The organism is Lentibacter algarum, from assembly GCF_018860975.1.
GTDB lineage: Bacteria > Pseudomonadota > Alphaproteobacteria > Rhodobacterales > Rhodobacteraceae > Lentibacter > Lentibacter algarum_A.
Genome location: NZ_JAHKQI010000005.1, coordinates 263,871 through 278,093, shown reverse-complemented (window position 1 = coordinate 278,093; position 14,223 = coordinate 263,871). Strand labels below are relative to the sequence as shown.

Below are 14,223 nucleotides of genomic sequence, written 5' to 3'. Positions count from 1 at the left end.
CTGCGTGATCATTCGCGCCAACTGAAAAAGTCAGGGCCAGCTTGCTTAAGCAGCTTCGCCGCCATCTCGCGGCCCATCTTGGCGCCGTCTTCAATGGGGCCAGTAACGTCATCATTGATCGCCTCGCTACCATCGGGGCGCAGCACCTGCCCGCGCAGTCGCAAGTTGCCGCCGTTAAGCTCGGCAAGCGCTGCGATCGGTGTTTCGCAAGAGCCGTCCAGCGCGGCAAGGAAAGCGCGCTCCGCGGCAAGGCGTTGGCCCGTTTCAACATGGTGAATGGCCGCAAGCATATCAGCGACACGCGAGTCGTCGCCGCGCCGTTCAATACCGATAGCCCCCTGTGCCACCGCAGGCAGCATGTCGGTCACTTCAATCGGCGATGCCGGCACTTGCCCGATCATCCCAAGGCGCGTGAGGCCAGCCATAGCAAGGAACGTCGCATCGGCGGTTCCGTCTTCGAGTTTCTTCAAGCGTGTCTGCACATTGCCGCGAAACTCGACCAAGTTTAGATCAGGCCGCCCCTGAGCAAGCTGCGCGCGGCGGCGCAGGCTAGACGAGCCCATCACAGCCCCTTCAGGCACATCGCCCAGCGCGCCGTATTTGAGCGAAACGAACGCATCGCGCACGTCTTCACGCGGCAGATAGGTGTCGAGCAGTAAGCCAGTCGGTTGCAACGTCGGCATGTCTTTCATCGAATGCACTGCAATATCGATGCCGCCGCTCAAAAGCTGCTCTTCGATCTCTTTGGTAAACAGCCCCTTACCGCCGAGCTCCTTGAGCGGTTTGTCTTTTGCAATTAGCGCTGCGTCGTCGCCTGTGGTCTTTATCACCACGACTTCAAAGGCCTCTTGCGGCAAGTCAAACGCCACTGACAAGCGTTCGCGCGTTTCGTAAGCCTGTGCCAATGCCAGCGGCGAGCCGCGTGTGCCTATCTTGAGCGGGGAAGCGGGTGTTGGGAGTTCTTTAACCATACCCTCGTTTAAGCGCGGCTGATTGCCCTGACAAGCTCCTCATGCTTGACATCTTGCCTCAGTCAAGGGACGACAACCGCAACACCTCAGGAGAGACACATGACACAGCAAAAGAAAATCCTGCGCGCTTTGGCCGGAGAAACGCTACCGACACCGCCAATCTGGATGATGCGGCAAGCTGGTCGCTACCTCCCTGAATACCGCGCAACACGGGCGCAGGCGGGTGATTTTCTGAAGCTCTGCTACAATCCCGAGCTGGCCTGTGAAGTGACCATGCAACCCATCCGCCGCTATGGTTTTGACGCCGCGATCTTGTTTGCCGACATCCTCTTGGTGCCGCAAGCGCTTGGAGCTGACCTCTGGTTTGTCACCGGCGAAGGCCCGCGGCTTTCGACCATCACCGACAAAGCAGGCTTTGACGCGCTCAAGCCCGCCGATGCGATCCATGAACACCTGTCGCCGATCTACGAGACCGTCAAGCTGCTGCGCAAGGAGCTACCCGACGACACAGCCCTCATCGGCTTTGCTGGTGCGCCTTGGACAGTCGCGACATATATGATCGCCGGACAAGGCACCCCCGACCAAGGCCCAGCGCATGCGCTCAAAGATGGCAACCGCGAGGTGTTTGAAGCACTGCTAGGCCGCATCACCGAGGCCACCGTGAGCTATCTCTCCGAGCAGATCAAAGCCGGGGCCGAAGTGGTGAAGCTGTTTGACAGCTGGGCAGGTTCCTTGATGGGCGACGACTTTATCAACTACGCCGTCAAGCCTGCCGCGCAGATCACTGCAGCGCTCAAAAAACTACACCCTGAAGTGCCGGTCATCGCCTTCCCGCGTGGCGCGGGCGAAAGCTATGTCGGTCTGCACAAAGCCATCGGCGCCGACTGCATCGCGATCGACGATGGTGTCACAGCCGAATGGGCCGCCGCCAACGTGCAAACAGGCGGCTGCGTTCAAGGCAACCTCAAGTCATCACACATGGTGACGGGCGGCGACGCTCTGGTCAGTGAAACCCGCCGCATCGTTGACGCCTTCTCAAACGGCCCACATATCTTCAACCTCGGCCACGGCATCACCCCTGACGCCGACCCGGAAAATGTACAGCTGATGATTGATACTGTTCGCGGCAACTAACTCCGCAAACTTGGTAGCCCGATGCCTGTGCTCTCGAACCCGCCGTCAACGGCAATCACTTGCCCTGTCACGTAGCTGGCTTTGTCCGAGCAGAGGAAGGTGATCACATTGCCGAGCTCGTCTTCCGTGCCGTAGCGGCCAAGCGGGATAGCGTCGTGATAGGCGTCGATGATGTCTTGCGAGTGCACCGCCATCGCCAGTTTGGTGCGTACAGGGCCGGGGCAAACGCAGTTCACACGCACGCCAAACTCGCCCCACTCGGCCGCTTGCTGCTTGGTCATGTGTATCACCGCCGCTTTTGATGTCCCGTAAGCCACGCGCAAAGTTGATGCGCGCAAGCCGCTGATCGAAGCGATGTTCACAACCGCTCCCTTGGCGCGTTTGAGCAAGGGTGCCGCGGCCTGCGACATACGGAATACACCGTCGAGGTTGGTGTCCATAACTGTGCGCCAGCGGGCAAAATCTGTCTCGTCAATCGGGCCAAAGTCGGCCACACCCGCGTTGTTCACCAGCGCGTCGAGTTGCCCTGCCCACTCCGTGACTTCGGCTATGATCGCCCCGACATCTTGACCAACCGACACATCACGGCAAATCGCCTTCACGTTGCTCAGCCCCTCTGCCGCTTTTGCCAATTCGTCGCCGTCACGATCAACCATCGCCACGCGCCAGCCCTCGGCCAGAAACAGCTTTGTGGTTGCAAGTCCAATGCCGCGTGCGGCGCCTGTTACAAGTGCGGTTTTCATCTGTCGTTCTCTCAAATTAGCGGGTCATATGCCCATTGTAACAAGCCTTGCCTCTGGCGTGGACGGCAAAAGATATCGCCGGGATCACAGTTGGCACGGATCTGCCCTGCGTGTCGCGCAAACCCGCGCCAGCGTTTGATCTGCACATCATCAAGTGCCTCAATGCGACGGCCAAGATAGTATCGGCAATACCATTGAAACCAACCACGCGGGTCAGGTTCAAGTATCCAGCCCTTTTTGCGCCATTCTGACAAAGGCTGCCTGCTTTTGATGCCGAAGTAATTGATCGATGGATCAGGCTTGTCCGCAAGCTTTGCCCCCTCAAACCACTCTTCCGGAAGTTCATCGCGGCAATCGTTGCAATATTTGCCCTCAAACACGCCCATCGCCAGCATCTCGGCAGGAGTGTGATGCGGCTCAAAACCCTCGCCAAGCACACCAACGTCCGCTGCAAGCTCATAACTATAGTCGCGCTGCATACTGTCGCTTACCTCAATCACCAGACCGGGCTTATAACTGGCGAGCTTCAAACCCACTTCGCCATTGGCGGCAGGCTCATCAACACTGCGTTGGCGTCATGGCCTGTCTCAAGGCCAAACTTGGTGCCGCGATCATAGACAAGGTTATACTCCGCATAGAGCCCACGGTGCACGAGCTGCGCGTCTTTGTCGGCCTCATTCCAAGGCTGGTGCATACGCTTCTCGGTGAGCGGCACAAAGGCCGGCAGAAACGCCCGCCCGATATCTTGAATGAAGGCAAAGTCTTTGGCCCAGTCGCCGGTGTTGTGATCATCCAGAAAGATGCCGCCAACCCCGCGCGCGCGGTTGCGGTGCGGAATATAAAAGTATTCGTCTGCCCAGGCTTTGAGCCGCGGGTAATTCTCGCTACCGTGCTTGTCGCAATGCTCTTGCTGAACAGCGTGAAAATGCGCGGTGTCCTCGGCATACTCGATACATGGGTTGAGATCAGAGCCGCCCCCAAGCCACCAGCCATGCGGTGTCCAGAACATACGCGTGTTCATATGGACCGCAGGGCTGTGCGGATTTTGCATATGCGCAACGAGGCTAATGCCTGACGCCCAAAAGCGCGGGTCGTCTTTCATCCCCGGCATGCCCTTGCGCGCCATCATAGCCGCCTGCGCACGCTCACCGAGGGTGCCGTAAACCGTCGAGATGTTCACCCCGACTTTCTCAAACACGCGCCCGCCGCGCATGACGCTCATCAGGCCACCGCCCGCATCAGAACCGTCGTCAGCTTTGCGTTTGGTGTCGCTTACCTCAAATGTGCCCAGCGGCGCATCACCGCCAAAACTTGCTTCTAGCCCTTCAAACGCAGCAACAATGTCGTCGCGCAGAGAGCGAAACCAAGCACTGGCCTTGGCTTTTTCTTCAATCATATCACTCATGATACTTCCCTCAGTGAGCAGGTGCCGAGACCGGATCAAGCAGGGTGCGACCGCCGTCAACCGTGAGCACCTGCCCTGTCATGAAGCCCGCACCGTCAGAGGCGAGAAACTGCACCGCTTCCGCAAGCTCTGTCGGGCTGGCGATACGCCCCATAGGCGTGCCTTTCTCGATCACATCGCGAAAGTCGGGGCTTTCCTTGAGCTTCTTTTGCAAGCTCGCGCTCATCACCGAACCCATCGCAACGGCGTTCACTCTGATATGCTTGTCAGCCAAAGCCACGGCCAGCGAGCGTGTCATTTGCTCCAACGCAGCGTTTGAGATCGACAGAGCCATCAACTCGGGGTGCGCACGGTTGGCAAGAATTGACGACAGGTTGATGATCGAACCGCTGGAGCCGGTGCCGTCACCGCCCTCCGCCTGCTTGATCATCCGTTTGGCTATAACCTGGCTCAGCCGCAGTGATGTCATCAGGTTTTGTTGTATCGCCATCTCAACAGCGTCATCATCAGGGTTAAGCGGGTCCGAGCGCAGCACCTGCCGAGAGGCATTCACCAGAATATCAACCCGATCAAACGCATCAATCGTCGCTGAAAGCAGGTTGGTGATTGTCAACTTCTCTCGCAGATCACCCGAGAAAAAGCGGATAGCGCTGTCTTCTTCTTGCTCGCCAACTTCCTTGGCAAGGCGCACATCGTCCATATCGGCGAACATCACATTGGCGCCCTTATCGACGAAATGCCTTGCGATCGCGAGCCCAACGCCGTTAGCAGCGCCTGTGACAATCGCGGTTTTTCCGCTAATCGAAAGCGACATACCGCTCTCCCTCTGTTCGAATCCAACTAGACCTAGCGCAATTTCTCAGCGCTTGCGAGACGGCTTCGCAGCATGCAGAAGCTTAAACCGCGTATTGCCGCCGATCTCTTCAACAAACTTGAACCGCTCACGCAGGATATCCTCATAAGGCAAATGCCGGTTGGCAACCATGTAGAGCTTGCCCATCCCCTTCAGGATGTTCGCAGCCGAGTCGATGAACTGCTGCCCAAGCTCGGGCACACCCTTACGGCCAACATGAAACGGCGGGTTCATCACCACAGTGTCAAAGTTGAACTTCGGCTCCCAGCGCGTCGCATCTGCCCAATGAAACTGCGCGCGCACGTCCGGCAGGTTGCGTTTGGCACAGCTCAGGGCGGCACTACTTGCTTCAACGAGGTGCAGCTCCTCTACGCTCTCGCGTGTCAGAACCGCGCGCGAAAGGTAGCCCCAGCCAGCGCCCAAATCAGCAACATGCTTGCCAAGATTGTCTGGCAAAGCCTCCGCCAAAAGCAGCGAGCCCTCGTCGGCCTTCACAGAAGAAAACACACCCGGAACAGTGAAAAAGCCGGCCTCGTTTTCTCCGCCCTCGCCCTGCTCCGCCCAGTCGGCCAAGGCCTCCGCAGTGACGTCACAAGCAAACACCTTGCCATGCGCCTTGCTGTAAGCAGCAGTGCAATCACCTCGCGCGCGCAACTCCTTGAAGTGGCTGTCGATGCCGTCCGTCTTTGCCCCGTCGACAATAAGCTTACCAGCCGCAAGCGCCGCAGCTCGCGCAAACATCACCCGCCCCTCAATGCGCCCGCGCGGCACAAAAACCAGCCCCAGCGCCGCACTTTCTGGCGGCTCGACCTGCACATGGTAGCCCTGCGCCTTGTAGCTCTCTGCAGCGATCACATCGTCACAGATCAGCACCAGCCGCTCAGCTGGCAAACCCGTCAACACCTGCCCCGACGCACCAAAAACCGCGATATCGCCAACCTCCGGCAAAGCAACATGCCCCGCCTCAAGTGCGAGTGAAAGTCTCGTGTCCATCATCTCAGAAATCCCTTTCGAAGCGAGGCGCAGCTCACTCCTTTTCCATCGTGCATTGCAGCGGGTGCTGGTTCTGGCGCGCGGCATCCATAACCTGCGCAACTTTGGTCTCGGCAATCTCGGCAGAGAACACCCCAACCACAGCCAGCCCCTTTTTGTGCACCGTCAGCATGATCTCGAAGGCCTGCGCCTGGTTCATCCCGAAAAAGCGCTCAAGCACGTGCACAACAAATTCCATCGGAGTAAAATCATCATTGAGCAGCATCACCTTATAAAGTGGTGGCCGCTTGGTCTTGGGTTTGGTCGCGGTAAGAACCGAGGTATCTCCCCCGTCATCACCATCATCATCGCCCGACATGATCAGTTCAAAACTACGCATCGAATCCGCTTTGCTGCTTTGGCTTGTGCTCCGCCCTATATAACCCTTCACGCGCGGCTGAAAAGAGGCAGCAGTCAAAGCACCCTCACGCTCCGGCTTTTCCTTTGGCAAAATACTCAAATCCCGCCCTAACCGATAATCTCAAACTTCATTACGTCCACCAGCCCTCGGTCGGTGATTTTCAGGTTTGGAATCACCGGCAGCGCCAGAAATGCCAGTTGCAAAAACGGCTCGTGCAGCGCCACATCCAAGCTCGCCGCCGCCGCCCTGAGCGGTATCAGCATCTCGTGCACGCGCTCAAAGCTCTCAAGGCTCATCAACCCTGCCAACGGCAACGCCAGCTCAGCCAAAACCTTGCCATCTTCAACAACAACAAAACCGCCTTCGATCTCGCTCAGCCGATTCGCCGCCAAGGCCATATCGCCATAATCCGCGCCGACAACCGCAATGTTGTGATGGTCATGGCAAACCGTCGAGGCAATCGCCCCGCGCTTCAGCCCGAAGCCGCGCACAAAACCGGTCGCGATGTTTCCGTTCTCGCCGTGCCGTTCAATCACCGCGATTTTCACCAAATCACGGCTCACATCAGGCCGCTTGTCACCATCGACAATCGGAATATCTTCATGCAGGTGCTCAGTGATGATCTTGCCTTCAATGATGCCAATAACATCAGTGCTTTCGCGGTTGCCCGAGGTACGGAACGCTTCTGCTGTCACCTTCGGCGCTTTCACAGAGGCGCGCCCAACAGGGCTTACATCAGGCCGCGCAGCAAAGGCTTCGTCGCTCACCCGCACACCGCTCGCCCACACAGCCTGCACATCACAGGCCTCAAGACTGCCAACCGCGACAATATCCGCGCGCTTGCCGGGCGACACTTGCCCGCGGTCTTTCATCCCGAAAGCCTCCGCCGCCGAAAGGCTCGCCGCTCGGTAAACAGCCCGCGCAGAGCAGCCCCGCTCGATCAGCCGCCGGATCATATAGTCCAGATGCCCCTGTTCAGCGATATCAAGCGGGTTGCGGTCATCGGTGCACAGACACATGTAGGCGCTGGTGAAATCATCGAGCACCTCAGCAAGCGCCTCCAGGTCTTTGCTGACAGAACCTTCCCGTATGAGCACCCGCATGCCCTTACGCAGCTTCTCTAGCGCCTCCTCAGGCCCCGTCGCCTCATGCTCGGTTCTGATACCAGCGCTGATGTATGCATTCAGATCAATCCCCGACAAAAGCGGCGCATGCCCGTCGATGTGCATACCGCGAAACAACTCCAGCTTTTTCATCGCCTCAGCATCGCGGTGCACAACCCCCGGGTAGTTCATGAACTCGGCAAGGCCTGTTACCTGAGCATGCCCCATCAGCGGCGCCAAGTCTTCCGCCAGTATCCGCGCGCCAGAGGTTTCCATCTCGGTTGATGGCACACAGCTTGAGAGGTTGACCCGCAAGTCCATCAACAGACATTCGGCGCAAGCAAGGAAATACTCGATGCCGGAAACGCCCATCACATTGGCAATCTCATGCGGATCACAGATCGCCGTGGTCACGCCCCTCGAGGTGACGCATCGGTCAAACTCATGCGGTGTGACAAGCGAGCTTTCCACATGCAGATGCGTGTCAATAAACCCTGGCACCAGTGTCATCCCGCTAACATCAGTGGTTTCACGGCCCTCATAGGCCTCACCGATGCCCGCAATCACCCCTTGGTATATCGCCACATCGCCCTTGATCAGCGCTCCGGTGACAACGTCAAACACTTCGCCTCCGCGCAGCACAGTGTCGGCAGGCGCATCGCCCCTAGCCACAGCAATCAGCTCTTCAAGTGTCGGTAGCATCTTCAGCCCTCGCGCCTATTTCTGCGCCACACCTGCAACATAGGTCTGCGCGACAGCTCGATCATCGCCCATGATCATCAAAAGGAAAAGCTCTTCTGCAAGGCTCTCGACACGTTCCTGCCGCAGCCGCATTTCCGGCGTCGCGCCGGCGTCGAGCACGACCATATCCGCCGCACTGCCAGCCTCCAAGGTGCCTATGTCGTCGCGCAACCCAAGCACCTCGGCATTGCCCCGCGTGATCCAGTCAAACGCTGTATAGGGGTGCATCTGCTGTTGTTGGAGTTGCAACACTTTGTAACCCTCATTGAGGGTCTGCAACATCGAGTAGCTCGTGCCGCCGCCAATGTCGGTCGCGATCCCGCTCTCGATACCTTTGGCCCGGAGGCTTGCTTCGTCAAACAACCCCGACCCGAGGAACAGGTTGCTCGTCGGGCAAAACACCGGTGCCGCACCCGTCTCGGCCATCACACCAACCTCGCGCTCGGTGAGGTGAATGCAATGCCCCAACAAAGCGCGCTCATTGAGCAAACCGTAGTCTTCATAGATGCCAAGGTAATCTTTCGCGCTCGGATAAAGCTCCTTGGCGCGGGCGATCTCGTCAACATTCTCGTCAACGTGGGTTTGCATAAAACATGTCGGGTTTTCGCGCACCAAAGCACCGGCGGCCTCAAGCTGCTCGGGGCTGGATGTCAGCGCAAATCGTGGGCTGATAGCATAGTGCATCCGCCCGGTGCCGTGCCATTTGCCGATCAGATCAAGGCTCTCGTCATAGCTTTTTTGTGGTGTATCAAGCAGCCCCTCGGGCGCGTGACAGTCCATCATCACCTTGCCACCAATCATGCACATGCCGCGCTTGTGCCCTTCGGCAAAGTAAGCCTCGGCGCTCTCAGAGTGCACCGAGCAATAGGCAACCGCAGTCGTGGTTCCGTGGTTGGTCAACCCGTCATAGAAGCCCCCAGCCATACGCGCACTATGGGCCGCATCTGCAAAACGCAGCTCTTCGGGGAAAGTGTAGGTGTTGAGCCAATCCAGCAAGTCAGCGCCCCAAGAGGCCAGAACCTGCACCTGCGGGAAGTGCAAATGCGTATCAATGAAGCCGGGCATGATAAGATGCGGCCGATGGTCAACAACCTGCGCTGCACCCGCCTGTCTGCGCACAGCTTCCGCCGCACCCGCCGCGATGATCCGCCCGTCGCGCACCAAAACTGCGCCGTCTTCCTCATAGGTGAACGCCGTCTCGTCGCCAGCACCCGCACACCGCCGATCAAAGCTCAGCACACGGCCTAAGAAAATGGTCTCACTCATTGTTCTTCCTTAACCGTTCCGGCCTTAACAGGGGCATAATAGGCACCCAAAGCCTGCATAACTTCTGCAACAACAAAGGCCGCGATCACCTCGGGCCGCCTGTCGCCCTTGTTATTCGCCGCCATCGGGCAAACCAACAAGTCAGTGGCTGTTTCTGCCCAACTCTCAAATTGCTTTCGCTTGCTCAGCGAACCGATCATGCCAACATAGGCTGCATCACCACGTTCAAGCGCTTCCTTGGCAAGGATGAAATCAAGCGCATGCTCATGGGTAACAATGATATGTGCCGCACCCTTGCTTGCGCCGCGCAGCTCGGCCTCCGGCAACACCGTCAACCGCCCTTCGACGCCCGCAGGCGCATGCACGATCTCCTCGGGCCGGTTGTCTACCAACCGCAACCGCACAGGCAGCGCAAGAAATGCCAGCGCAAGCGCGCGGCCAACATGCCCGGCACCGTAAACAAACACCTCGGGCTGTGCCGCCAGCCGGTCACGTTCGGCCTTCGCCAAGGCGCGCTTGTCCGCCTCGCTCATCACCGTCAAAGCAAGCTCGACACGCCCGCCGCAACACTGGCCGATCTCCGGCCCAAGCGGCACGTCCATTGCCCGCGCCAGGTCATCGCTCGCAAGCAAACTCCGCGCCTCATCAATCGCCATATACTCAAGCTGTCCGCCGCCGATAGTGCCAAACAATCCCCGCGCCGTGACCAGCATAAATGCGCCCTCTTCGCGAGGGGCCGAGCCGCGCACTCGCGTCAAGGCAACCTTTACAACAGGCTGCAACAGCATGGCTTCAAGCTCATACACCGGTGCGCATCCGCTCACAGGCCATCAACACACACTCGGGCGTGGCTGGCGCGTCAAGTCGTGGGCAAGTCTTGTAATCACCCAAGGAGGCCACAGCATGCCCCAGCGCCTCAAACACCGATATCCCAAGCATAAACGGTGGCTCTCCCACAGCTTTAGAGCGCTTGATCGTGCGTTCAGGGTTCTCGCTCCACTCCGCCAGTTTGACGTTAAACTCGCGCGGCTTGTCACTCGCCAGCGGGATTTTGTAAGTGCTCGGCGCATGGGTGCGCAGTTGGCCTTTGTCGTCCCACCACAGCTCTTCCGTTGTCAGCCAGCCCATGCCCTGAATGAACGCGCCTTCAACTTGCCCGCGGTCGATCACCGGGTTCAGCGAACGGCCCACATCATGCAGCACATCCGCCCGCTCGACACGGTATTCGCCGGTCAGCGTATCAACCGAAACTTCACTGCACGCTGCACCATAGGCAAAGTAGTAGAACGGCCGCCCCTGCCCTTTGTCGCGGTCCCAGTGAATCTTGGGCGTCTTGTAAAAGCCAGCCGCCGAAAGCTGCACCCGCGCCATATAGGCCTGCGAGACAAATTCGGCCCAATCGTGCTCTTCACCGCCGCACAGAACCTTGCCGTCAACAAACTGCACATCATTGCACACATCGCCCCAACGCTCTGCGGCAAAGCCAACGAGCCGCGCCTTGATCTGCTCGCAAGCATCCTGCGCCGCCATGCCGTTCAGGTCGGTGCCTGAAGAGGCCGCCGTGGCGCTGGTGTTTGGCACTTTGTCAGTCGCCGTTGCGGTGATTTTCACCAAGCTCAGGTCAACTCCAAACGCCTCGGCCACGATCATCGCGATTTTGGTGTTCAACCCTTGGCCCATCTCTGTGCCGCCATGGTTAATCATGATCGAGCCGTCTTTGTAGACATGCAACAGCGCGCCCGCTTGGTTATACCACGTCGCCGTGAAGCTGATGCCAAACTTCACCGGCGTCAGCGCGATTCCACGCTTGATCACCGGGCTCGTAGCGTTATGCGCGACGATCTCAGCCCGCCGCTTGCGGTAGTCAGAGCTCTCTTCCAGCTCACCCACCAAGCGCTCCAGGATGTTGTCCTCAACCGTCTGGTGGTAAGGCGTCACATCACGCTCGCCGATGCCGTAAAAGTTCGCGCGGCGCACATCAAGCGGGTCTTGTCCAAGCGCATATGCGATCTCTTCGATCATCCGCTCGGCAACGATAACGCCCTGCGGCCCGCCAAAGCCCCTGAAGGCGGTATTGCTCACCGTATTTGTCTTCATCGGCTTTGAGACGAGCTTAACATTCGGATAGTAGTAAGCGTTGTCAGCATGAAACAAAGCGCGGTCTGTCACTGGCCCGGACAGGTCAGCCGCAAAGCCGCACCGCGCGGCGAACTGCCCTTCAACAGCCTCGATGCGCCCGCTGTCATCAAAGCCGACTTCGTAATCAACCGAGAAGTCATGCCGCTTGCCAGTTGCGCTCATGTCTTGGTCGCGATCCGGCCTGATCTTTACCGGCGCGTTCCACTTTTTCGCCGCCATAGCGGCAACGCTGGCAAACAGGTTCATCTGGCTTTCCTTGCCGCCAAACCCGCCGCCCATGCGCCGCACTTTGACAGTGACGCAATGCGCCGCAACACCAAGAACCTGAGCAACAATCACTTGCGCCTCGGTCGGGTGTTGTGTCGAAGTGTAAAGCAGCACATCCTCGTCCTCGCCCGGAATGGCAAAAGAGATATGACCCTCCAGATACATATGATCCTGCCCGCCGATCTCCATCTGCGCTTTGATCCTGTGCTTGGCGTTTTTCAGGCCGCTTGCAACATCGCCACGCTCCAGTTTCAACGGAGCCGTCACCTCGGGGTAGCCCGCTCTCATCGCTTCACGCGTCGCGGTCACATGCTCCAATGGCGTGATCTCGACCACTGCCAGTTCGGCCGCCCGCCGTGCTGCATCCCGCGTCTCGGCAACGACCGCAAACAACGGTTGGCCGTAAAACTCGACAGTCTTGCTAGGGAACACCGGCTCGTCATGCGCGTGCACCGCCGAAACGTCATTGACGCCTTTGATGTCATCCGCCGTCAACACACCGACGACACCCTCAGCTGCCAGAACAGCGCTCAAATCAAGCCCCTCAAGCGTGCCATGCGCCACTTTCGAGCAACCGAGATAAGCGTGCAAAGTGCCGATTGGCTCAGCAATGTCGTCCGTGTATGTCGCGCGCCCCGTTACATGCTTTACGGCGCTGTCGTGCGGGGTGTCTGCGCCTGTCTTGCTCACAGAATTCTTCATTGCGCGGCCTCCTGTGCTGCACCCTGTTCTGCCCAGAACCTCCGGAACATATTCGCCGCGACCATGCTGCGGTACTCAGCCGATGCGCGCCAATCTGACAGAGGGGAAAAGTCCCTTGCAACAGCCTCTGCCGCCGCCTCGAAACTTGCTTGCCCAAAACCCTTCCCGACAAGCGCCGCCTCAGCGAGCTTCGCGCGTTTGGGCGTCGCGGCCATACCGCCAAATGCCGCGCAGGCTTGGGTGATGATACCATCAACAACCCTCACCGAGATACCAGCCGCAACCGCCGTGATATCTTCATCGCGTCGCTTTGATACCTTGTAAGCCGCGTTAATAACGCCCGCCTCAGGCATCGGAATTTCAACTGCCTCAACAAACTCACCAGCCTGCAAGTCTTGCTTGCCGTAGTCGATGAAATAGTCTTCCAACGGCAGGCTACGCTGGCCCTTGGCACTGCGCAAATGCAGCACCGCCCCAAGCGCGATCAGCACCGGCGGCGTGTCACCAATCGGTGAGCCGTTAGCAATATTCCCGCCGACCGTGCCCATGTTGCGCACCTGCCATCCTGCGATGCGGCTCCAGTAATCCGCGAGGTGCGGGAAAGCGCGCACAAGTTGCGCCTCGGCTTCGGAGTAACTCGCCCCCGCGCCGATCTTCAAGCTCCTGTCCGATAGTGCCACATTGCGCAGCCCGTTCAGATGTCCGGTGAAAATCGCTGGCGCAATCGGCTTCATCATCTTTGTCACCCAGAGGCCAACATCTGTCGCCCCCGCGATGATCGTCGCATCGGGATAATCCTGCATCGCCTGTGCAAAGTCGGCAACGTCAGCAGGCAGGATCGCCCCACCAACTTCAACTCGCTTGCTGTCTTGCATCTTGCTCAGGGCAGCTGTCACCTCGGCGCGTTCTACAAACAACGGGTCAGCCTCGGGCTTGCCCAGTTCCGCCGCGGCGCGCGCTGCTTTGAAAATCGGCTCATAGCCGGTGCAGCGGCACAAGTTGCCCTGAAGCGCAACGCCGATCTCTTCATCACTTGGCGCAGCCGACTGCATCCATAGCGCATAAAGCGACATCACAATCCCGGGCGTGCAAAAGCCGCATTGGCTGCCGTGTTGATCAACCATCGCTTGCTGCACAAGGTGCAAACCTCCGTCCGCGCCGCGCAGATGCTCGATCGTGACCACATGGCACCCATCAAGACTGGCCATAAAGCGGATGCAGGCATTAACGGTTTCATACACCAGCCCGCCCTCAGCAAGCCGCCCGACAAGCACGGTGCAGGCACCACAATCACCCTCGGCACAGCCCTCCTTGGTGCCCGTCAGCCGCTTGGCAATCCGCAGGTGGTCAAGCAGCGTGTCCTGCGCTTGGACATCACGCAGCGCAACTTCGGCCCCGTTGAGCAAAAATCTGATCTCGTCTCGGTGCTGGGTCATAGGGTCCTCCGCCTGCGTGACACCTGTCAGGTGTAATCCTCCTCGGCTTTCACAAAAACCACGGGATTGC

The 14,223-nt window shown here is 58.7% G+C and carries 13 protein-coding genes; 1 reads left to right on the top strand and 12 read right to left on the bottom strand.

Going from position 1 to position 14,223, the window contains the following annotated elements; translation table 11 throughout:
* Nucleotides 1-8 precede the first annotated feature (8 nt).
* Entirely contained in the window at nucleotides 9-971 is a 963-nt protein-coding gene (hemC, locus tag KO498_RS05725; RefSeq protein WP_215958921.1) for a hydroxymethylbilane synthase, read from the bottom strand.
* Nucleotides 972-1,070: 99 nt separating this feature from the next.
* Here hemC and hemE point away from each other — a divergent pair, with 99 nt between their 5' ends.
* On the top strand, nucleotides 1,071-2,105 hold the full coding sequence (gene hemE / locus KO498_RS05720; protein WP_215958920.1) for a uroporphyrinogen decarboxylase: 1,035 nt from the start codon (nucleotides 1,071-1,073) through the stop codon (nucleotides 2,103-2,105).
* Here hemE and KO498_RS05715 read toward each other — a convergent pair.
* From KO498_RS05715 to xdhA, 11 genes are all read right to left on the bottom strand, one after another.
* Nucleotides 2,102-2,848 carry an SDR family NAD(P)-dependent oxidoreductase gene (locus KO498_RS05715; protein WP_215958919.1) on the bottom strand — a complete coding sequence of 249 codons (747 nt, stop codon included), beginning with the start codon at nucleotides 2,846-2,848 and terminating at the stop codon, nucleotides 2,102-2,104. The two genes, hemE and KO498_RS05715, sit on opposite strands and share 4 nt — an antisense overlap.
* Nucleotides 2,849-2,859: 11 nt before the next feature.
* Nucleotides 2,860-3,378, bottom strand: coding sequence for a hypothetical protein (locus tag KO498_RS05710; protein ID WP_252731288.1), 519 nt, complete (start codon nucleotides 3,376-3,378; stop codon nucleotides 2,860-2,862).
* Complete coding sequence (hemF, locus tag KO498_RS05705; protein ID WP_215958918.1) at nucleotides 3,375-4,253, bottom strand: oxygen-dependent coproporphyrinogen oxidase; 879 nt, start codon at nucleotides 4,251-4,253, stop codon at nucleotides 3,375-3,377. The genes KO498_RS05710 and hemF overlap by 4 nt, the downstream gene beginning before the upstream one ends.
* 10 nt (nucleotides 4,254-4,263) lie before the next feature.
* Nucleotides 4,264-5,067: an SDR family NAD(P)-dependent oxidoreductase gene (locus tag KO498_RS05700; protein ID WP_215958917.1), complete on the bottom strand. Its 804-nt coding sequence runs from the start codon at nucleotides 5,065-5,067 to the stop codon at nucleotides 4,264-4,266.
* Between the two features lie 45 nt (nucleotides 5,068-5,112).
* On the bottom strand, nucleotides 5,113-6,102 hold the full coding sequence (locus tag KO498_RS05695; RefSeq protein ID WP_252731287.1) for a class I SAM-dependent methyltransferase: 990 nt from the start codon (nucleotides 6,100-6,102) through the stop codon (nucleotides 5,113-5,115).
* Nucleotides 6,103-6,133: 31 nt separating this feature from the next.
* Nucleotides 6,134-6,478, bottom strand: coding sequence for an ATP-dependent Clp protease adapter ClpS (clpS, locus tag KO498_RS05690; protein ID WP_215958916.1), 345 nt, complete (start codon nucleotides 6,476-6,478; stop codon nucleotides 6,134-6,136).
* 128 nt (nucleotides 6,479-6,606) lie between these two features.
* A complete protein-coding gene (ade, locus tag KO498_RS05685) occupies nucleotides 6,607-8,304 on the bottom strand; it encodes an adenine deaminase (RefSeq protein WP_215958915.1) in 1,698 nt (565 codons plus the stop codon).
* 15 nt (nucleotides 8,305-8,319) lie between these two features.
* Nucleotides 8,320-9,609 carry a guanine deaminase gene (gene guaD / locus KO498_RS05680; protein WP_215958914.1) on the bottom strand — a complete coding sequence of 430 codons (1,290 nt, stop codon included), beginning with the start codon at nucleotides 9,607-9,609 and terminating at the stop codon, nucleotides 8,320-8,322.
* On the bottom strand, nucleotides 9,606-10,415 hold the full coding sequence (gene xdhC, locus KO498_RS05675) for a xanthine dehydrogenase accessory protein XdhC (RefSeq protein WP_354667624.1): 810 nt from the start codon (nucleotides 10,413-10,415) through the stop codon (nucleotides 9,606-9,608). The genes guaD and xdhC overlap by 4 nt, the downstream gene beginning before the upstream one ends.
* A complete protein-coding gene (gene xdhB, locus KO498_RS05670; protein WP_215958913.1) occupies nucleotides 10,408-12,717 on the bottom strand; it encodes a xanthine dehydrogenase molybdopterin binding subunit in 2,310 nt (769 codons plus the stop codon). Before xdhB ends, xdhC begins: the two co-directional genes overlap by 8 nt.
* Entirely contained in the window at nucleotides 12,714-14,153 is a 1,440-nt protein-coding gene (gene xdhA, locus KO498_RS05665) for a xanthine dehydrogenase small subunit (RefSeq protein ID WP_215958912.1), read from the bottom strand. The genes xdhB and xdhA overlap by 4 nt, the downstream gene beginning before the upstream one ends.
* Nucleotides 14,154-14,223 lie beyond the last annotated feature (70 nt).